This is a genomic window from Pseudomonas shirazensis (genome assembly GCF_050496565.1).
In the GTDB taxonomy this organism is placed as follows: Bacteria; Pseudomonadota; Gammaproteobacteria; order Pseudomonadales; family Pseudomonadaceae; genus Aquipseudomonas; species Aquipseudomonas shirazensis_A.
Window position 1 is genome coordinate 160,012 of sequence record NZ_JBNWAE010000007.1, and the last position, 18,136, is coordinate 178,147.

The following is an 18,136-nucleotide window of genomic DNA, read 5'->3' on the forward strand; positions in this document are numbered from 1 at the left end:
CCTTGTGCTGGCAGGAGTGCCATGCTGTCAGGATGCCCTCGACGCCAGTGCACGTAGATGCGCGGCCGTGGGCAAGGAGGTGCCCGGCGACCACGCAACCGTGACGTGGCCGGTGCGCCGCAGCAGAACACGTCGGGCGCAGGTATTGCCTGCGCTCGCGACGCCGAGGTCCGCTGTATGCCTGATGAGACGCTTGACCTGCCCGTGATCCAGCGTGTGCTGGATCACCACCGTGACACCCCCGGCGCACTGTTGCCGATCCTGCATGCGATCCAGGCCGGTGTTGGGTATATCCCCGATGCCGCCGTGCCGGATATTGCTCATGCGCTGAACCTCAGCCAGGCTGAGGTGCGCGGGGTGATCACCTTCTACCATGATTTCCGTACCGCGCCGCCGGCGCGGCATATCCTGCGCCTGTGCCGGGCCGAATCCTGCAAAAGCCGTGGCGCCGAGACGCTGGCGGCGCAGTTGCGTGAGCAGCTGGGGCTGGATGATCACGGTACCAGCGCCGACGGCGCGGTAAGCCTGCGGCCGGTGTATTGCCTGGGGGCCTGCGCCTGTTCGCCGGCACTGGAGCTGGATGGCCAGGTGCATGCGCGGCTGACGCCGGAGCGCTTGAGCGCACTGGTCAGCGGTTGCCTGCAGGAGGTGAAACCATGCTGAAGCTTTTTGTTCCTTGCGACTCGGTGGCGCGCGCAGTCGGCGCCGATCAATTGGCTGACGCGCTCAGCGCCGAGGCGCAACGGCGCCAGGTCGAGGTACAGATTCACCGCACCAGCTCGCGCGGGTTGTACTGGCTGGAGCCATTGCTTGAGATAGAAACTCCAACAGGCCGGCAGGGCTTCGGGCCGGTCGCTGCCGAAGATGTCCCGGGCCTGTTCGATGCGCTGACGGCGGTGCCGGCTGAGCATCCGTTGGCGCTGGGCCTGGTCGAGCAGATCCCGTACCTGAGCAGTCAGCAGCGTTTACTGTTCGCCCGTGCCGGCATCACCCGACCGCTGTCGCTGGACGATTACCGTAACCACGGCGGCTTCGAAGGCTTGGCCAAAGCCGCGCTGCTGGACCAGGCAGAGGTGGTCGCGGCAGTGCTCGATTCCGGCCTGCGCGGGCGGGGCGGGGCGGCGTTTCCGGCGGGGATCAAATGGCGCACGGTGCGTGATGCCCCGGCAGCGCAGAAGTACGTGGTATGCAACGCCGACGAAGGCGACTCGGGGACGTTTGCCGACCGCATGCTGATGGAGGGCGATCCGTTTCTGCTGATCGAGGGCATGATCATCGCCGGGCTGGCGGTGGGTGCCAGCAAGGGCTACATCTACGTGCGTTCGGAATATCCGGATGCCGTCCACGCGCTCAACGAGGCGGTGTTGCTGGCCCGTGAGGCGGGCTATCTGGACACCACCGGCAGCGGCGTGGCGTTCGACCTGGAAGTGCGGGTCGGCGCTGGCGCGTATATCTGCGGTGAAGAAACCGCGCTGCTCGAATCCCTCGAAGGCAAGCGCGGCATCGTCCGCGCCAAGCCACCACTGCCGGCGCTCGAAGGCCTGTTCGGCCAGCCGACGCTGGTGCACAACGTGCTCACCCTGGCCTCGGTGCCGATCATCATGGCCAAGGGCGCGCAGTTCTACCGCGACTTCGGCATGGGCCGTTCGCTGGGCACCTTGCCGTTCCAACTGGCGGGCAACGTGCGCTATGGCGGCCTGGTCGAGCGTGCCTTTGGCCTGACCTTGCGCGAGCTGGTCGAAGGCTACGGCGGTGGCACTGCCAGCGGTCGTCCGCTGAAAGCCGCTCAGGTCGGCGGGCCGTTGGGTGCGTGGGTGCCGCCGAGCCAGTTCGATACGCCACTGGACTACGAAGCATTCGCCGCGCTTGGCGCGATGATCGGCCACGGCGGTGTGGTAGTCGCCGATGACACCCTGAACATGGCCAACATGGCGCGCTTTGCCTTGCAGTTCTGCGCTGAAGAATCCTGCGGCAAGTGCACCCCGTGCCGGATCGGCTCGACCCGCGGCATGGAGGTGGTCGACCGCTTGATCGCCAGCAGCGACCCGGCCTATCGCGCCGACCAGGCCAACCTGCTGCACGACTTGTGCGACACCATGCAATACGGCTCGCTATGCGCCATGGGCGGGATGACTTCGTACCCCGTGGCCAGCGCCCTCAAGCACTTCCCTGCCGACTTCGGTCTGGCCAGCCCGGAGGCCGCCCAATGATCAATTATTTCGACCCTGCCAGTGATGCCGATCTCGGCACCCCTGCGCGTGAAAGCCAGGTGCAGGTCAGCCTGAATATCGACGGCCGCGCCATCAGCGTGCCCGCTGGCACCTCGGTGATGCGCGCCGCCGCTTTGCTCGGCACCAATATCCCCAAACTGTGCGCCACCGACACTCTCGAAGCCTTTGGCTCGTGCCGCATGTGCATGGTCGAAGTCGACGGCATGCGCGGTTACCCGGCGTCGTGCACCACACCGGTCACCGAGGGCATGGTGGTGCGCACGCAGACGCCACGCCTGGCCGATCTGCGCCGCAATGTGATGGAACTGTACATCTCCGACCACCCGCTGGACTGCCTGACCTGCTCGGCCAACGGTAACTGCGAGTTGCAGACCGTGGCCGGCCAGGTTGGCTTGCGCGAGGTGCGTTATGGCTATGAAGGCGCCAACCACCTTGCCGACGCCAAGGACCTGTCCAACCCGTATTTCAATTACGAACCGAGCAAGTGCATTGTCTGCAGCCGGTGTGTGCGCGCCTGTGAAGACATTCAGGGCACCTTTGCCTTGACCATCACTGGCCGCGGTTTCGATTCGCGGGTAGCGGCGGCTGGCGGTACTGACTTCCTCACCTCCGAGTGCGTGTCGTGCGGCGCCTGCGTGCAGGCCTGCCCAACCGCAACCCTGACTGAAAAAAGCCTGGTTGAACTGGGCCAGCCAGAACGTGCGGTGATTACCACATGCGCCTATTGCGGCGTGGGCTGCTCGTTCCGCGCCGAGATGAAAGGCGACCAGCTGGTGCGCATGGTCCCGGACAAGAACGGCGGCGCCAACCACGGCCATGCCTGCGTCAAAGGCCGCTTCGCCTGGGGCTACGCGACCCACCCGGACCGCATCACCAAACCGATGATTCGCAAACACATCGACGACCCGTGGCAAGAGGTCAGCTGGGACGAGGCGGTCACCTACGCCGCCAGCGAGCTGCGCCGCATCCAGCTCAAGTACGGGCGCGATTCGATTGGCGGCATCACCTCCAGCCGCTGCACCAACGAAGAAGCCTATCTGGTGCAGAAACTGGTGCGCACGGCGTTCGGCAACAACAACGTCGACACCTGCGCGCGGGTCTGCCATTCGCCGACCGGTTATGGCCTCAAGCAGACCTTGGGCGAATCCGCTGGCACCCAGAGTTTTGATTCGGTGATGCAGGCCGACGTGATTCTGGTGATCGGTGCCAACCCCACCGACGCGCACCCGGTGTTCGGCTCGCAGCTCAAACGCCGCCTGCGTGAAGGCGCCAAACTGATCGTCATCGACCCGCGGCGGATCGACCTGGTCGACTCGCCGCATGCCCGCGCCGAGCTGCACCTGCAACTGCGCCCCGGCACCAACGTGGCCATGCTCAACGCACTGGCGCATGTGATCGTTACCGAAGGGCTACTTGATCAGGGCTTTATCGACGCCCGCTGTGAAGGGCCGGAATTCGCTCGCTGGCGAGACTTCGTCAGCCTGCCGGAGAACTCTCCCGAAGCCCTCGGCCCTACCTGTGGCGTACCGGCCGAGCAGATCCGTGCGGCAGCCCGGCTGTATGCCGGTGCTGGCAACGCAGCAATCTACTACGGCCTCGGCGTGACCGAGCACAGCCAGGGCAGCACCGCGGTGATGGGCATTGCCAACCTGGCCATGGCCACCGGCAACATCGGCCGTGAGGGGGTGGGGGTGAACCCGCTGCGCGGGCAGAACAACGTCCAGGGCTCGTGTGACATGGGCTCGTTCCCCCATGAGCTGCCGGGTTATCGGCACATCTCCAACGCTACCGTGCGCGCCGAGTTCGAGCAGGCCTGGGGCGTGACCCTGCAGCCTGACCCAGGCCTGCGCATCCCCAACATGTTCGAGGCGGCGCTGGATGGCAGCTTCAAGGCGCTGTACTGCCAGGGCGAGGACATCGCCCAGAGCGACCCCAACACCCAGCACGTGACCGCCGCCCTGCGGGCGATGGAATGCGTGGTGGTGCAGGATATCTTCCTCAACGAAACGGCCAAGTTTGCCCATGTGTTCCTGCCGGGCAGCTCGTTCCTGGAAAAGGACGGCACCTTCACCAACGCCGAACGGCGTATCTCGCGGGTGCGCAAGGTCATGCAGCCACTGGCCGGCAAGGCTGACTGGGAAGGCACCATGGCCCTGGCCAACGCCCTCGGCTACCCGATGAACTACCGCCATCCGTCAGAGATCATGGACGAGATTGCCCGGCTGACGCCGAGCTTCCACCGCGTCAGCTACAGCGAACTGGAGCGCCATGGCAGCCTGCAATGGCCATGCAACGAAGCGGCGCCAGACGGCACGCCGACCATGCACATCGACCAGTTCGTGCGCGGCAAGGGTCGCTTCATGCTGACCGGTTACGTGCCCACCGACGAGAAGGTCAACAGCCGTTACCCGCTGTTGCTGACCACTGGCCGCATCCTCAGCCAGTACAACGTCGGCGCGCAGACCCGGCGTACCGAAAACGTCGCCTGGCACGCCCAGGACCGGCTTGAGATTCACCCAAGCGATGCCGAGAGCCGCGGTATTGTCGAAGGCGACTGGGTCGGTATCGGCAGCCGCGCCGGGCAGACGGTGTTACGTGCTCAGGTCAGTACTCGGGTTGCGCCGGGGGTGGTGTACACCACCTTCCACTTCCCCGAGTCGGGCGCCAACGTCATCACCACCGACAACTCCGACTGGGCCACCAACTGCCCCGAGTACAAGGTCACCGCGGTAGAAGTGGTGCGCGTGTCGCAGCCGTCGCAATGGCAGCAGCGCTATCAGGCGTTCAGTGACGAACAACGGCGTCTGCTGCAGGAGCGGCGCAACAGCGAGCAACCGGAAACTGCTGAGGTACGCCGATGAGTGTCGATAGCCTGGTCAAGATGGCCAACCAGATCGCCCACTACTTTGACAGCGAGCCTAACCGGACGCTGGCGGTGCAGGGGGTACGCCAGCATATTCACAGCTTCTGGACGCCGCTGATGCGCAAGCAGATCGTCGAGTGGATGCAGGCACATCCCGATGAAGGTGTGGACGGTCTGGTGCGTGAGGCCCTCGCGGAGGGTTGAAGCAAGAGAGGCACGCAGCGGCGTTCTGCCGCTGCGTTAAGCCTAGAACAGCGTTCCTTGTACCGTCTCCAGCACCAGCAACTGGGCACCTTCATTGCGCATGTTGCCCACGTCCTTGCTCACCGCAAACCACTCGAAATCAGCCACCGGCAAGCATCGTTCGCGGGCCAGTTGTTCAGCCTGATCGGCGGGCAGTTGCGGGTCGAGCCAGACACGTGCCTGTTCCGGCGCCAGCACCAGCGGGCGGCGGTCGTGGATATCGAGCATGCCCTGGTCACTGGCTGCGGTGATGATGACGAAGCCATCGCCCTCGTTCGGCTCAAGCCCGGCGTGCACTTGCGCCAACGCCGCCATGAATATTGGCGCCTGGCTTTTCAGGCGGATGAAGTACGGCTGCTTGCGCTTGGGGTCGGACGGGTCGACCACCCATTCATACCAACCATCGGCCATCACCAGTGCCCGGCCTTGCGGCCATAGGGGTTGAAAGAACTTGCCGGTAGTCACCGTCTCGACCCGTGCATTGATCGGTGCTGGGCGTTTGCCGGTGGCCCAGAACGGCGCCCAGCCCCAATGGCAAGGGTCGATGCGCAGGCCCTCGGCGACACTGTGCAGGATCAGTACACGGCTGCCCGGGGCGACGTTGTAGCGGTCGATCGGCACGTTGTCGTAGCCACTGATGACATCCTGCTCGGCGTCCAGCTCACGCAGATAATCGGCCAGGCCTTGCGACTGAACAAAGCGTCCGCACATTGCAGGTCTCCCACTTGTCGAAATTTCCTACGCCGAAATTGACCAAAGCCGTGGCGCTCGATTAACTGTATATCCGTACAGTTTAATTGCAAGGCGTGCCCCATGACTACCATCCTCGGCCCCATCGCAGCCGGCGCAGGCGCGCTGTCACGCTATCTGTTCAGCGTGCCGGCAGGCTTTCCCTCGCCTGCGGCGGACCACATGGAGCAGCCGATCTCGCTGGACGAGCTGTTCAACCTGCGTGCGCCGCATATGTACCTGGTGAGAATAGACGGCGACAGCATGCAGGGCGCCGGCATCTTCGATGGTGACCTGGTGCTGGTCGACCGCTCGATCGAAGCCCAGCACGGTCATGTGGTGATCGCCGCCGTCAATGGCGAGCCGTTGTGCAAGCGGCTGCACAAGGTCGGCCGGCAGGTGGTGCTGCGTTCGGACAACCCGCGCTTTGCCCCACGGCATATTCTCGAGGGCGACGAGCTGGCGATCTGGGGTGTGGTCACCTTCAGCGTGCGCAGCCATGATCCCAAGGCTTGAGGTCAAGATCGGGCACGCCAAAGTGCATTGAATTGGGTGGTGAAGCTCTGACTCATCAGCTCGCGGCGCATCTCCCAGTCCGGCGCCGCAGGCACACTGGCCGCGCGCATGGTGCCCGAGCCCCAGCGCGCGTTGATGTCATCCATCACTTGCATCAGGCGATCACAGGTGGGGGATTGTCTGGGGGCGAACAGGTCATCTGAAAACTCCCCCGGTTGGCACAGGTCCATCAACAACACCTCGGCCTTGCTGTAGCGAAAGCCCGGTCTAAAGATCGTGCCCACCGCCTCCAGCGCCATGCGCGTCAGCAGCCGCACGTCGTCGGTGGGGTAGGGCAGTTGCACTACCACGCCGCTGGCGTACTTGGCCTCCTCAGGATTGAACATGCCGGTGCGAATACTCACCCGCAGCTTGCGCGCCAGGGAGCGTTGCGCACGCAGCTTCTGCGCGGCGCGCATGACGTAGGTCGCCACCGCCTGCCTGATCGGCCGCAGCTCGCTGACCCGCTCGCCGAACATGCGGCTGCAGCAGATCTCCTGGCGCGGCGGCTCTTGCGCCTGCAGCTCCAGGCAGGGCGTGCCGGACAACTCGCGGGCGGTTTTTTCCACCACCACGCTGAACTGCTTGCGCAGGCTCCACGGGTCGGCCTGAGCCAGGTCCCAGGCGCTGCGGATGTTCAACGCGGTCAGGTGCGCCGCCATGCGCGGGCCGATGCCCCAGACGTCCGCGGCCTGGCACTTTTTCAGCACCCAGTCGCGCCGCACCGGGTCGCGCATGTCGTAGACCCCGCCGGTTTGCACGGTCCAGCGCTTGGCGGCGTGATTGGCCAGCTTGGCCAAAGTCTTGGTGCCGGCGATGCCAACCCCGACCGGGATGCCGGTGTACTTGAGCACCCGCTCGCGGATGTCCCGGCCCAGTTGCTCGAGGTCGCCGGGCACGCCGCTGAGGTCTGCGAAGGCTTCGTCGATGGAATACACCTCGGTGGCCGGGACCATGCCTTCGATCACCGTCATCACCCGTTGGCTCATGTCGCCATACAGCGCGTAATTGGAGGAGAACGCGACCACGCCATGACGGCGCAGCACATCCCGCACCTGGAAGTACGGCTGGCCCATCTTCACCCACTGCTTGGCCTCGGCACTGCGGGCAATGACGCAGCCATCGTTGTTGCTCAGTACCACGATTGGCGTGCGTACCAGATCGGGCCGGAACACCCGTTCGCAGCTGGCGTAGAAGCTGTTGCAGTCGATCAGGGCGAATACCGGTGAGGTGGAGGGTGGCATGGTGGCTGGCTTTTGGCTGTATATGCATACAGTAAACAGCTGAGGTTTGGTGCGGTCAAGCTGGCAGCGACCACCGGCTCGGGGTCATCGGTAAAGTTGACTAGTAGATCAACAACAATCGTCAGTTAAATTGTGTACAGGAGATTGGCTAAAGATATGGATCCGTGCGGCCGAAACAGAGTGAGTAGCAGGTCGCCACTACTGGCCAGCAGCGGCCATTTGCCCCCGCCCTACATGGATGGTTGTGACAGTGAAAATAAAAACCAAATTGATCCTCGCCTTCGTCTCGGTAGCCTTTATCCCGGTCAGCGTGGTCGGGGTTATATCGGTGCTGAATATCCGCGCCGATGCCCTTGAGCAGTTTGTCGATGGCAGCACGCGGGAAATCCGCCAGATTGACGGCAACATGCGGCAATTCTTTGATGCAACTACGCAAAACGTCGATCAACTGTCCGCTGAACCTGTATACACTTCGGTTAATACTTTAAAACAGTACACCAGTACCGACGCCGCCAGTCAGCCAATGCCAGCGGCTGCCCAGCAAGTCATTGATCAGTTCGCTCGCTATGGTTCCACTCACCCGGCCGCGGCGATTCTGTCCATCGGCCTGGAAGACGGCAGCTACGCGAAATGGCCGGATGATCCCAAACTTGCCAACTACGACCCGCGCACGCGGCCTTGGTACAAGGCGGCCATGGCCAGCCCGAACAAGACCGTGCGCACCGCTGCCTATTACTACGACAAGGACGATGTAGCGCTGGTCGGCACTGCACGGGCATTGCTCGATGACGCTGGTAAACCCAAAGGTGTGTTCGTCGTCAGCGTCTCGCTGAAAAATCTCACCGAGCTGATCAAGAGCATCAAGCTCGGCGACAGCGGCTATGTGATGCTGGTCGAAGACGGCACGGTGCTGGTCGACCCACGCGACGCCAGCCACAGCTTCAAGCAGCTCAAGGATCTTGGCGAACCCTATGCGCATCTGGCAGCGACCGCCCAGGGCTCGACCGAAGTCGAGATTGATGGCGTCAACTACATGGCCAACGTATGGACTTCGCCAGGCCTGGGCTGGCGCTTTGTCGGCCTGATCGAGAAGCAGGAAGTGATGGCTGCGGCCACGCGCATGAGCTACCTCACGGCAATCATCGTCACCTTGCTGGCGCTGGTGTTTGCGGTGATTGCGGCGGCGTTCTCCAAGCTGATCGTCAAGCCCATCGGCCAGGTCAGCACCGGCTTGCAGTCGATCGCCGAAGGCGAGGGTGACCTGCGCCGTGATCTGCAGGTGCAGGGCAAGGATGAAACTGCCGAGCTGGCCGGCTGGTTCAACAAGTTCCTGGCGGCGATTCGCCAGCTTATCCAGCGCATCGGCGCTGCCTCGAGCAATCTTGAGGATGCTTCGCGGGTGAACAGCGAAGTGGCGAGCAACATGAACGAAGCCGCCGGGCGTCAGCGCGAAGCGGTCGAGCTGGTGTCCACTGCATTCAACGAGATGGTCGCCACCGCCAACGAAGTTGCGCGCTCTTGCAGCAGCGCTGCCGATGCTGCCGAAAACGGCCACCGCCGTGTGGCCGAGGGCAAACAGCAGATCGAGCAGACCACCGCGAACGTCAACCGCCTTGGCACGCGCCTGAGCGAGTCGTCCCAGGCGATGGTCGAACTGGAGCAGGGCAGCCGCAGCATCAACCAGATCCTCGGCACCATCCGCGCCATCGCCGAGCAGACCAACCTGCTGGCGCTGAACGCCGCGATCGAAGCTGCCCGCGCCGGCGATCAGGGCCGCGGCTTTGCCGTGGTGGCAGACGAAGTACGTGCGCTGGCCAAGCGTACCGCCGACTCTACTGGCGAAATCGACCTGTTGCTCAATACCCTCGGCAGCAAGACTGCCGAGGTTTCAGAGAAGATGGACAGCTGCCTGGACCTGTCGCGGGCCAGCGTGTCATCTATCGAAAGTGCGCGCGACAGCTTTGAAGGGATTCAGTTGTCGGTCAACGAAATCCGCGACCAGAACCTGCAGATTTCTGCGGCGGCGGAGGAGCAGCACAGCGTGGCTGAAGAGATCAACCGGCATATCCAGCAGATCTATGACGAAGCGCAGTTGGTCGAGGGCCTGGCCAGTTCAGCGCAGGCTGACTCCGGGCGGTTGTCGCAGTTGTCGCAGGAGTTGAATGGGTTGGTGGGGCGGTTCAAGTCCTGACATTTTGGTGGTCAGTTAGATTTTGGGGCCGCTGCGCGGCCCTTTCGCGACACAAGGCCGCTCCTACAGGGACCGCGTCCGCCAGACTAGCGCGGTCTAATGTAGGAGCGGCCTCGTGTCGCGAAAGGGCTGCAAAGCAGCCCCAAAAATACCCAAGTTCCCCCCAATCTGTAAATTTCGTAAATAAGATTTAAAGTCATTTGAGAATCGTTATATTCCACATCCCTATTGGCCCCCCAAGTACTGCTTGAGAGGCCGGAGGGTGTGGGCTCTTCGGTCTCCTGGTCGGGGTTGGCATTTGCCCATGATCAGGAGATGTGTCGATGCAATCCAGAACCTCACCCAATGGCCTGGCCCTGGCTTTTGTTGCCCTGGCCACACCGGCACTGCTGGTCGCGCCGGCTCACGCCGACGAGCAGCAAAACGCCGAGGTGCTGGACGTCCCGCTCGACAGCAATGCGCTGGTTATCCAGGACACCCTGGTCACCGCCGAGCGTGAGGCGCGTCAGGCACTGGGTTCGTCGATCATCACCGAAGAAGACATCAAGCGCCGCCCGCCTGCCAACGACCTGTCCGACATCATCCGCCGCGAGCCGGGGGTAAACCTGACCGGCAACAGCGCCAGTGGCGCGCGTGGCAACAATCGCCAGATCGACCTGCGTGGCATGGGCCCGGAAAACACCCTGATCCTGATCGACGGCAAGCCGTCCAATGCGCGCAACGCCGTGCGCTACGGCTGGAACGGCGACCGCGACACCCGCGGCGAGACCAACTGGGTACCGGCCGAGGCAGTTGAGCGCATCGAGATCCTGCGTGGCCCGGCTGCGGCGCGCTACGGCTCCGGGGCCATGGGCGGGGTGGTCAACATCATCACCAAACGCCCGACCGATGAGTTCAAGGGCAACGTCAACGTCTACACCCAGCTGCCGGAAGACAGCGCCGAGGGCATGAGCCGGCGGACCAACTTCAACCTCAGCGGTGGCCTCACCGAAAACCTTGGCTTTCGCCTGTTCGGCGGCCTGGCCAAGACCGATGCCGATGACCTCGACATCAATGCCGATGCGGCAACCAGTGCCCTGGTGGGAGGTCGCGAAGGCGTGCGCAACAAGGACATCAACGGTCTGCTGAGCTGGAAACTCAACGACGAGCATCGCCTCGAGATGAGCAGCGGTTACAGTCGCCAAGGCAACATCTACGCCGGCGACACCATGAATAGCAACGGCGGCGGCAACGTTGATCTGATCTCCAGCCTGTACGGCAAGGAGACCAACATCATGCAGCGCAGCACCTACGACCTGACCCACCTGGGCGACTTCACCTGGGGCACCAGCAAGACCGTGTTGGCCTACGAGTACGTGCGCAACTGGCGCCTCAACGAAGGCCTCGCCGGTGGCCCGGAAGGCGCGATCAACGACAGTGGCGCAGCCATGTCGCGGCTGCGCAACACGCGCCTGACCAGTGAGGTCAACCTGCCATTCGCCATGGGCAGCACCGAACACGTGCTGACCCTGGGCGGCGAATACCTGTACGAGAGCCTCAACGACCAAGGCTCGTTCCGCCCGCAGAGCTTCGACCCAAGCGGCAACGGCGGTGATGCGATCAGTGGCTTTGATCGCAGCAACTCGAAAATGACCGCCAAGAGCTACGCGCTGTTCGTCGAAGACAACGTCATCATCGGCGACACCACCGTCACCCCCGGGCTGCGCCTGGATCACCACGAAGCCTTCGGTGACAACCTCAGCCCAAGCCTGAACCTGTCTCACAAGCTGACCGAAGCGCTGACCGTCAAGGGCGGCATTGCCCGCGCCTACAAGACGCCGAACCTGTACCAGTACAACTCCAACTACCTGTTGTACAGCCGCGGCAACGGTTGCAGCGTCGGCCAGACCAACTCCGGTGGCTGCTACCTGCAGGGCAACAGCGACCTCAAGCCGGAAATCAGCGTCAACAAGGAAATCGGCCTGCAGTACGACCGCGGCACCTGGCGCACCAGCGCGACGTACTTCCGCAACGACTATCAGAACAAGATCATCGGTGGCACCGACGTGATCTATGCGATCAACAGTGGTCGTCGCGTGACCCAGTGGGAAAACGCCGGCGAAGCGCGGGTCGAAGGCATCGAGGGCAACTTCTTCATCGAGCTGAGCCCGACGCTCGACTGGAACACCAACCTGACCTGGATGCTGGACAACGACAACCGCGAAACCGGCGAGCCGCTGTCGGTGATCCCCGAGTACACGGTCAACACCACCCTCGACTGGCGCGCCACCGACAAGCTGTCGTTCCAGCTCGCCGGCACCTACTTCGGCAAGCAGAAGTCGCCCAGCTACAACTACCGCACCCAGCAGGACTACGACCTGGAAGCACAGCAGGATGTGGAAGCCTACGGCCTGGTGGATATCAGCACCGGCTACAAATTCAACCAGAACTACGATGTGCGCGTGGGTGTGAACAACGTCTTCGACAAGCAGATCCTGCGCGGCGGCAACGCCGCGAGTTCCGGCGCCAACACCTATAACCAGCCTGGCCGCGCCGTGTTTGCCTCGTTGAACATTTCGTTCTGATCGATCACAAGGACCTGCTGATGAGCGAAACCCCAACCTGGCTGCGCATCCTCTCGCGCAGCGGCGCAGCCCTGTTGGGTGGCTACGCCTTCAGTTACGCCAGTACCGCCTGCCTGGCGCGGATCCTGCCGCTGGCGCCGGCGGACGCGGTGATCGTCGCCACGCTGCCGGCGTTCGTCTTCTATACCCTGGCGATTCTCTGGGCCTTCGCCAGCCGTGACGCGCTGCGGGCCTGGGCACCACTGGCGCTGGCGGTGCCGTTGGCGTTGGTCGGCTTCTGGCCGCAGGCACTGCGGTGGCTGGCATGAAAAACACCTTCACTCAATCGATGGCCTGGCTGCACACCTGGGCCGGGCTGATCTTTGGCTGGCTGTTGTTTGCGATCTTTGTCACCGGCACCCTGGCGGTGTTCGACAAAGAGCTCAACCACTGGATGCAGCCAGAAATCCCGGCAAGCACGGTGTCTCAGGCCGATGCCGCCAAGCGCGCCATCAACTACCTGCAACGGCACGAAGCCAACGCCGGCAACTGGGGGATCAGCCTGCCGACCGAACGCTCGCCGGGCTTGAGCGTCTCCACCGGCGATCGCCGCCACGGCGTGGTGGTGCCGCTCGACCCCAACAGCGGTGAGCCGATTGCCGTACGCGACAGCGTCGGCGGCAACTTCTTCTTCCGCTTCCACTTCACCCTCGACCTGCCGCGCAACTGGGGCATCTTCGTGGTCGGCGCGCTGGCGCTGGTGATGCTTGCGGGGTTGATCACCGGCATCGTCATTCACAAGAAGATCTTCAAGGAGTTCTTTACCTTCCGCCCCGACAAAGGCCAGCGCTCGTGGTTGGACTTTCACAACGCCAGCGCGGTGTTGCTGCTGCCGTTTCACTTGATGATCACCTACACCGGCCTGGTGATTTTCATGATGATCTATATCCCCGCAGGCGTGGACGCCGTGTTCGAGGGCGACAGCCGGGCGTACTTCCAGGCCCAGGGCAATGCCCGTGTGGAACAACCGCGACGGCTGGCCAAGACGCCTGCGGAGCTGGTCGAACTGGCGCCGCTGCTGGCCCAGGCCGAAGCCAGTCTGGGCCCGATTGGCAGCATTGGCATTCGCAACCCGAACACCGCTGCGGCGCTGATCGAAGTGCGGCCGTTGCTGGGCAACCGCATCGCGCTGACCAAAGGTAATGCAATGGTGTTCGACGGTGTCAGCGGCAAGCTGCTCAGCGACGTCCCCGATCTGCGCCCGGCGCCGCTGACTCAGCGGGTCATGGCCGGGCTGCATTTTGCGCAGTTTGGTGGCTACCCGATGCGCTGGCTGTACTTCATCTGCGGCTTGATCAGCTGCGCAATGATCGCCAGCGGGCTGGTGCTGTTCTGCGTCAAGCGCGGGCGCAAATATGCCGCTGCCGACAGCCGTGCCGATGCGGCGGCGCGGCGTTGGTATCGTGTGGCTGAAGTGTGCAACGTCGGCTTTATCAGCGGCCTGATGTTGGCCTGTGTCGGCTTGCTCTGGGCCAGCCGTTTGTTGCCGGTGGAGTTGGCGCAACGTGAAGCCTGGGAGGTGCGAGGGTTCTTCGGGGTATGGTTGCTGGCGTTGCTGCATGCCGGCGTGCGCCCGGCCAGACAGGCCTGGGTCGAGCAATTGGCGTTGTGCGCATTGCTTTGTGGCGGCCTGGGTGTGCTGGGTATCTTTGCCGGAGGGGTCGATCACCTGCGCCTGGGTGTCGAGGTCACAGGCCTGGTGTTGGGCATTGGCCTGGCCCTGGCGGCTTGGCGTGTGGCCTGCCCCAAGCCGGTGGTGGTCAAGCCGCGCGCGGTGCGCACAGTGGAGGCCAAGGCATGATCAGTCTGGTGACTGGCAGCCTGCTGTTTGCCTATGCCGGCATGCTCGGCTTGTGTCAGGGGCTGGAGCGTCATTACAAACAGGTGTGGCAACGGTCACCGTCGCCAGCGCTGCGCCTGATTCTGCGCGCGCTGGGCTGGCTCGGGCTGCTGTTGAGCTTGCTGCTGTGCGCTCAGGCCTGGGGCTGGGCGATGGGCGCGGTGGCCTGGTTTGGGGTGATCTCGCTGGCGGCGGTACTGCTGGTGATGCTGCTGCCGTACTGGCCTAGATTCGCCCTAGCGCTGGTAGCGGCAATACCGGCCTGGGGCGTGCTGCACCTGCTGGGTTGATCAGGCCAGCACGCCGCAGTCCTGCAGCCAGTGCTCGAAGCATTCAAACGTAGCGATGGCGGCGGCCACCGTCTGCGGGTGACTGGCGCCAGGCTGCTCGAGGCGCTGCAGGAAACTGCGCCAGTGCGCGCCGGTCAGCGGCCCGTACACGTCGAGAAAGCGCGCGCCGTGGTCGCCGTCGATCCCCAGGCGCTCGGCCATCGCCCGCTTGAGCACCTGGCCGCCCAGGGTCGAGCCTTCAATCACGTACATCACGCCGAGCGCGCTGGCTTCGTTGTCAGTTGCCGGCAGCGCCCGGCAACGGGGCAGGGCAGTAACCTCTGCCGGGCTCAGGCCTAGCGCCAGAAGGTCATGTTCGAGCACTGCGGTCTTGGCCCGTTCGCTGTCTTGATGGTCTGCCAGCAGCGCTTGTAGCGGGGCATGGAAACCATAGTAAGCCTGCATCAGCCGGCGATAGGCAGGCAGGTCGAAGTCATCACGGAAAAAAGGCAAGCGGGCTTCCAGGCGCTGGTGACAGGCTTGGGTGCCTGCGCGCAGTGCGAGCAGAAGCGGGCTGGGGGTGTGGGGCATTGGCGGCTCGGGCAGAAGGGTATGGCAACAAGACAGCATCCTACCGCAAGGTAGCGGTGGCAGCGTAGTATCAGCGCGCCTGAAGCCTGCGTTGGAGGACACCGGTGAAAGCTGTTCGCTTGACCTTGATCTGCCATGGACTGACCGATGCCCAGCGGCTCGGCCGTATGGCTTGCCCTGATGATGCGCTGCTGGCGCTGCCGTCTGCCGCTGAACTGATGGCTGATTACACGCAGGTCTTGTCAGCGCCCGAGCGCCGTACCCTCGACACCGCCGGTGTGCTGGGCGATCAGGTGCTGATCGAGCCGGCCTTGGCCGACGTTGATCTGGGTCGCTGGCAGGGATTGACGCTGAAGCAGTTGCAGCGCGAGCAGCCCGATGCGCTGTCACAATGGCTGAGTGATCCCTACAGCGCCCCCCACGGCGGCGAATCCCTGGCTCAGCTGAGCGAGCGGGTGGTCGCCTGGTTGGCGGCATGCAATAGCTCAGGCTCGACCTTGGCAGTGACGCATCCTCTGGTGATCAGGGCCGTGCTCGGGCAACTGCTCGACTGCCCGTTGGCTGCTCTGCAGCGCATTGATGTCCTGCCTCTGGCAAAACTGCAGCTGAGCTTCAGCGGGCAGTGGCGTGTGCGCTTGCTGTGACTTGACGCAAATCCTGGCAACGTCCGGTTGCACTTGGCGGCGCATCTGCAATGATCGTCAGGCCCGTTCAAGGCACCTCAAGGACAGTACAGGAATCAGCATGATGCATGTAACCCTCCCATGCCGGGCAGCCCTGCTCGGTCTCGCGTTGCTGCCGAGTCTGGCCGCAGCGGCCGGCCCGGAGCCGGTACCGGTCTACCGGCAGATCAAGGACTGGATCGTTGGCTGCGACAACACCCGCGCCTGTACCGCCGTGGCCGCCGCGCAGGAAGATGCCAATTCGCTGTGGCTGGTGGTGCACCGTGAGGCCGGTCTGGACGGTGCATTGAGCCTGCGCGTGGTCGGCGGCGCGGCCTGGGACTCGCCACCGCTGCTCGACGGTCAGCCGTTGACTGCCGGCTGGCACAAGCAGCGCGACGAGTATCAGACCGTTCTGCAGGTGGAGGGTGAAGCCGGCGCCGCACTGGTGCGTCAGCTGCGCAATGGCGAGCGGCTAACGGCGACCGGCAGTGACGGCGAGTTGCAGGCGTCGCTGCAGGGCATCAGTGCGGCGCTACTGCTGATCGACTCGGTGCAAGGTCGTATTGGTCACGCCAGCGCGTTGGTGCGCCCCGGCACTGCTGCAGACGCAAGCGTGCCGCCAGCACCCACCATGGCCAAGCTGCCGCCGTTCTCCGCAGCGCCGGCGCTGGACCCTGAGCAGGCCACGCAGATGCGCAGCGCGGTCATGGCCAAAGCCAAGGCCGATGGCGATGTATTTGATGAAGAGGGTGTGCGCAGCCTCGAACTGCAGCCACTCGACAGCCAGTACGCGCTAGCCCTGATCAGTTCGGAATGCGGCGCCTACAACTGCTCGTACACGCTGTACCGGGTTGGCCGCGCCGCCCCCTACGTGATCAGCGAGCTACCGTTCGAGGCGCTGGCAAGTGAGGTGGTCGACAGCCGCTTGACCGGCTACGTTGCGTTCGATTCGAACAGCGGCGAGCTGTATGGCTTCGACAAGGGCCGCGGGATTGGCGACTGCGGTGTCAACGAGATCTGGCGCTACGACGGTGAACGCATGCGCTTGCTCAGCCTGGCCAAGATGGACCGCTGTGCGCAGATTTCTTCGGAATATTGGCCGGTGCTGTGGCGCGCCGGCAAGTAATGGCAGGGGCTGCGCTGCAGCCCCGGGAGTAGGTCAGAACGCCAGCTTGTAACCGATCAGCAGCAGCATCGCCGCCAGGCATGGGCGCAGGACGTTGTCGGAGATGCGCCCGCTGAGGTGGCTGCCCAGATAGATGCCCGGCAGCGAGCCCAGCAACAGATAACCGAGCAGCGACCAGTCCATGTTGCCCATGCCGGCATGGCCAAGGCCCGCAACCAGCGTCAGCGGCACGGCGTGGGCGATCTCGGTGCCGACCAGGCGGCGGGTAACCAGGAACGGGTACAGCAGGAACAACGCTACCGTACCCAGGGCACCGGCGCCGATCGAGGTCAGGGTCACCATCACACCGAGGATTACCCCGGTGAACACGGTCAGGCCGTTGAGGGTGCGATCGCTGAGGTGATAGTGGTCACCGGCATGGCGGCTGGCAAAGGCCTGCAGGCGCGATTTGAACAGCAGCGCCAGCGCGGTCAGGATCAGCACCACGGCCAGGCCTTGCTTGATCACCGCATTCAGCGCCGAAGTGTCGGCATGCAGCGTGCTGAGGAACCACAGGGTTAGCGCCGCCGCAGGCACACTGCCCAGGCTTAGCCAGCCGGTGATCTTCCAGTCGATGTTCTTGTTGCGCCCGTGCACCCAGACGCCACTGGCCTTGGTGATAGCAGCATAGAGCAGGTCGGTGCCCACGGCAGTGGCAGGGTTGACGCCAAACCAGAGCAGGATAGGCGTCATCAACGACCCCCCACCAACGCCAGTCATGCCAACGATGAAACCTACGATTAGCCCTGCAATGGTGAAACCGAAAGAACCTACATCCATACGTTACTCGACTGCCCAACTTGCCCGTGATCGGATGAGCGCAAGCATATAGGTACTTGATATAGCCAAATAGATTTGTTGGTTATTAGGTTATAACCGGCTGCGGGAGGGTATTGCGGGCGAGCCCCGCGCCGTAACTGGCGCGGGGCTTTTATACGCTGGGCTGG

The 18,136-nt window shown here is 63.7% G+C and carries 16 protein-coding genes; 12 read left to right on the forward strand and 4 right to left on the reverse strand.

Features of this window, described 5'->3' with window-relative positions; genetic code table 11:
- The first annotated feature begins 177 nt into the window (after positions 1 to 177).
- The 4 genes from ACQZ2L_RS12545 to ACQZ2L_RS12560 are packed head-to-tail and all read left to right on the forward strand — an operon-like array spanning position 178 to position 5,298.
- A complete protein-coding gene (locus ACQZ2L_RS12545) occupies positions 178 to 663 on the forward strand; it encodes a formate dehydrogenase subunit gamma (protein WP_181108103.1) in 486 nt (161 codons plus the stop codon).
- A complete protein-coding gene (locus ACQZ2L_RS12550; protein ID WP_430326305.1) occupies positions 657 to 2,210 on the forward strand; it encodes a formate dehydrogenase beta subunit in 1,554 nt (517 codons plus the stop codon). The genes ACQZ2L_RS12545 and ACQZ2L_RS12550 overlap by 7 nt, the downstream gene beginning before the upstream one ends.
- Positions 2,207 to 5,092: a formate dehydrogenase subunit alpha gene (gene fdhF / locus ACQZ2L_RS12555; protein ID WP_430326306.1), complete on the forward strand. Its 2,886-nt coding sequence runs from the start codon at positions 2,207 to 2,209 to the stop codon at positions 5,090 to 5,092. The genes ACQZ2L_RS12550 and fdhF overlap by 4 nt, the downstream gene beginning before the upstream one ends.
- Positions 5,089 to 5,298, forward strand: a complete 210-nt coding sequence (locus ACQZ2L_RS12560; RefSeq protein WP_103438003.1) for a formate dehydrogenase subunit delta — start codon at positions 5,089 to 5,091, stop codon at positions 5,296 to 5,298. The genes fdhF and ACQZ2L_RS12560 overlap by 4 nt, the downstream gene beginning before the upstream one ends.
- 42 nt (positions 5,299 to 5,340) lie before the next feature.
- On the opposite strand, the gene ACQZ2L_RS12565 is transcribed toward ACQZ2L_RS12560, so the two are convergent.
- On the reverse strand, positions 5,341 to 6,048 hold the full coding sequence (locus ACQZ2L_RS12565) for an SOS response-associated peptidase family protein (protein ID WP_430326307.1): 708 nt from the start codon (positions 6,046 to 6,048) through the stop codon (positions 5,341 to 5,343).
- A 102-nt stretch (positions 6,049 to 6,150) separates the two neighbouring features.
- Here ACQZ2L_RS12565 and ACQZ2L_RS12570 point away from each other — a divergent pair, with 102 nt between their 5' ends.
- Positions 6,151 to 6,582, forward strand: a complete 432-nt coding sequence (locus tag ACQZ2L_RS12570; protein ID WP_314877478.1) for a translesion error-prone DNA polymerase V autoproteolytic subunit — start codon at positions 6,151 to 6,153, stop codon at positions 6,580 to 6,582.
- A 2-nt stretch (positions 6,583 to 6,584) separates the two neighbouring features.
- Here the strand turns inward: ACQZ2L_RS12570 and ACQZ2L_RS12575 are convergent, their stop codons facing one another.
- Positions 6,585 to 7,865 carry a Y-family DNA polymerase gene (locus ACQZ2L_RS12575; protein WP_430326308.1) on the reverse strand — a complete coding sequence of 427 codons (1,281 nt, stop codon included), beginning with the start codon at positions 7,863 to 7,865 and terminating at the stop codon, positions 6,585 to 6,587.
- A 250-nt stretch (positions 7,866 to 8,115) separates the two neighbouring features.
- Here ACQZ2L_RS12575 and ACQZ2L_RS12580 point away from each other — a divergent pair, with 250 nt between their 5' ends.
- The 5 genes from ACQZ2L_RS12580 to ACQZ2L_RS12600 all read left to right on the forward strand — a co-directional run bounded on the left by ACQZ2L_RS12580 (position 8,116) and on the right by ACQZ2L_RS12600 (position 14,789).
- On the forward strand, positions 8,116 to 10,056 hold the full coding sequence (locus ACQZ2L_RS12580) for a methyl-accepting chemotaxis protein (RefSeq protein WP_430326309.1): 1,941 nt from the start codon (positions 8,116 to 8,118) through the stop codon (positions 10,054 to 10,056).
- A gap of 323 nt (positions 10,057 to 10,379) precedes the next feature.
- Entirely contained in the window at positions 10,380 to 12,620 is a 2,241-nt protein-coding gene (locus tag ACQZ2L_RS12585) for a TonB-dependent siderophore receptor (protein ID WP_430326310.1), read from the forward strand.
- 20 nt (positions 12,621 to 12,640) lie between these two features.
- Positions 12,641 to 12,928 (forward strand): iron transporter, encoded by a 288-nt coding sequence (locus tag ACQZ2L_RS12590; protein ID WP_430326311.1) that lies wholly within the window; start codon positions 12,641 to 12,643, stop codon positions 12,926 to 12,928.
- Positions 12,925 to 14,460 (forward strand): PepSY-associated TM helix domain-containing protein, encoded by a 1,536-nt coding sequence (locus ACQZ2L_RS12595; RefSeq protein ID WP_430326312.1) that lies wholly within the window; start codon positions 12,925 to 12,927, stop codon positions 14,458 to 14,460. Before ACQZ2L_RS12590 ends, ACQZ2L_RS12595 begins: the two co-directional genes overlap by 4 nt.
- Entirely contained in the window at positions 14,457 to 14,789 is a 333-nt protein-coding gene (locus ACQZ2L_RS12600; RefSeq protein ID WP_430326313.1) for a DUF3325 domain-containing protein, read from the forward strand. The genes ACQZ2L_RS12595 and ACQZ2L_RS12600 overlap by 4 nt, the downstream gene beginning before the upstream one ends.
- Here the strand turns inward: ACQZ2L_RS12600 and ACQZ2L_RS12605 are convergent, their stop codons facing one another.
- The gene (locus tag ACQZ2L_RS12605) at positions 14,790 to 15,374 is read right to left on the reverse strand and encodes a biliverdin-producing heme oxygenase (RefSeq protein WP_430326461.1); all 585 of its coding nucleotides are present in this window, start codon (positions 15,372 to 15,374) and stop codon (positions 14,790 to 14,792) included.
- Positions 15,375 to 15,463: 89 nt separating this feature from the next.
- Between ACQZ2L_RS12605 and ACQZ2L_RS12610 the strand changes: the two genes are divergently transcribed.
- The gene (locus ACQZ2L_RS12610) at positions 15,464 to 16,003 is read left to right on the forward strand and encodes a histidine phosphatase family protein (RefSeq protein ID WP_430326314.1); all 540 of its coding nucleotides are present in this window, start codon (positions 15,464 to 15,466) and stop codon (positions 16,001 to 16,003) included.
- A gap of 100 nt (positions 16,004 to 16,103) precedes the next feature.
- Positions 16,104 to 17,150, forward strand: a complete 1,047-nt coding sequence (locus tag ACQZ2L_RS12615) for a DUF1176 domain-containing protein (RefSeq protein ID WP_430326315.1) — start codon at positions 16,104 to 16,106, stop codon at positions 17,148 to 17,150.
- A 33-nt stretch (positions 17,151 to 17,183) separates the two neighbouring features.
- Here the strand turns inward: ACQZ2L_RS12615 and ACQZ2L_RS12620 are convergent, their stop codons facing one another.
- On the reverse strand, positions 17,184 to 17,969 hold the full coding sequence (locus ACQZ2L_RS12620; protein WP_101321097.1) for a sulfite exporter TauE/SafE family protein: 786 nt from the start codon (positions 17,967 to 17,969) through the stop codon (positions 17,184 to 17,186).
- Positions 17,970 to 18,136: the final 167 nt, after the last annotated feature.

Bases quoted from the DNA above. Each gene is read 5' to 3' on its own strand.
- ACQZ2L_RS12545 (WP_181108103.1), top strand. From the start codon at position 178: ATGCCTGATGAGACGCTTGACCTGCCCGTGATCCAGCGTGTGCTGGAT.
- ACQZ2L_RS12550 (WP_430326305.1), top strand. From the start codon at position 657: ATGCTGAAGCTTTTTGTTCCTTGCGACTCGGTGGCGCGCGCAGTCGGC.
- fdhF (WP_430326306.1), top strand. From the start codon at position 2,207: ATGATCAATTATTTCGACCCTGCCAGTGATGCCGATCTCGGCACCCCT.
- ACQZ2L_RS12560 (WP_103438003.1), top strand. From the start codon at position 5,089: ATGAGTGTCGATAGCCTGGTCAAGATGGCCAACCAGATCGCCCACTAC.
- ACQZ2L_RS12565 (WP_430326307.1), bottom strand. From the start codon at position 6,048: ATGTGCGGACGCTTTGTTCAGTCGCAAGGCCTGGCCGATTATCTGCGT.
- ACQZ2L_RS12570 (WP_314877478.1), top strand. From the start codon at position 6,151: ATGACTACCATCCTCGGCCCCATCGCAGCCGGCGCAGGCGCGCTGTCA.
- ACQZ2L_RS12575 (WP_430326308.1), bottom strand. From the start codon at position 7,865: ATGCCACCCTCCACCTCACCGGTATTCGCCCTGATCGACTGCAACAGC.
- ACQZ2L_RS12585 (WP_430326310.1), top strand. From the start codon at position 10,380: ATGCAATCCAGAACCTCACCCAATGGCCTGGCCCTGGCTTTTGTTGCC.
- ACQZ2L_RS12590 (WP_430326311.1), top strand. From the start codon at position 12,641: ATGAGCGAAACCCCAACCTGGCTGCGCATCCTCTCGCGCAGCGGCGCA.
- ACQZ2L_RS12595 (WP_430326312.1), top strand. From the start codon at position 12,925: ATGAAAAACACCTTCACTCAATCGATGGCCTGGCTGCACACCTGGGCC.
- ACQZ2L_RS12600 (WP_430326313.1), top strand. From the start codon at position 14,457: ATGATCAGTCTGGTGACTGGCAGCCTGCTGTTTGCCTATGCCGGCATG.
- ACQZ2L_RS12615 (WP_430326315.1), top strand. From the start codon at position 16,104: ATGATGCATGTAACCCTCCCATGCCGGGCAGCCCTGCTCGGTCTCGCG.
- ACQZ2L_RS12620 (WP_101321097.1), bottom strand. From the start codon at position 17,969: ATGGATGTAGGTTCTTTCGGTTTCACCATTGCAGGGCTAATCGTAGGT.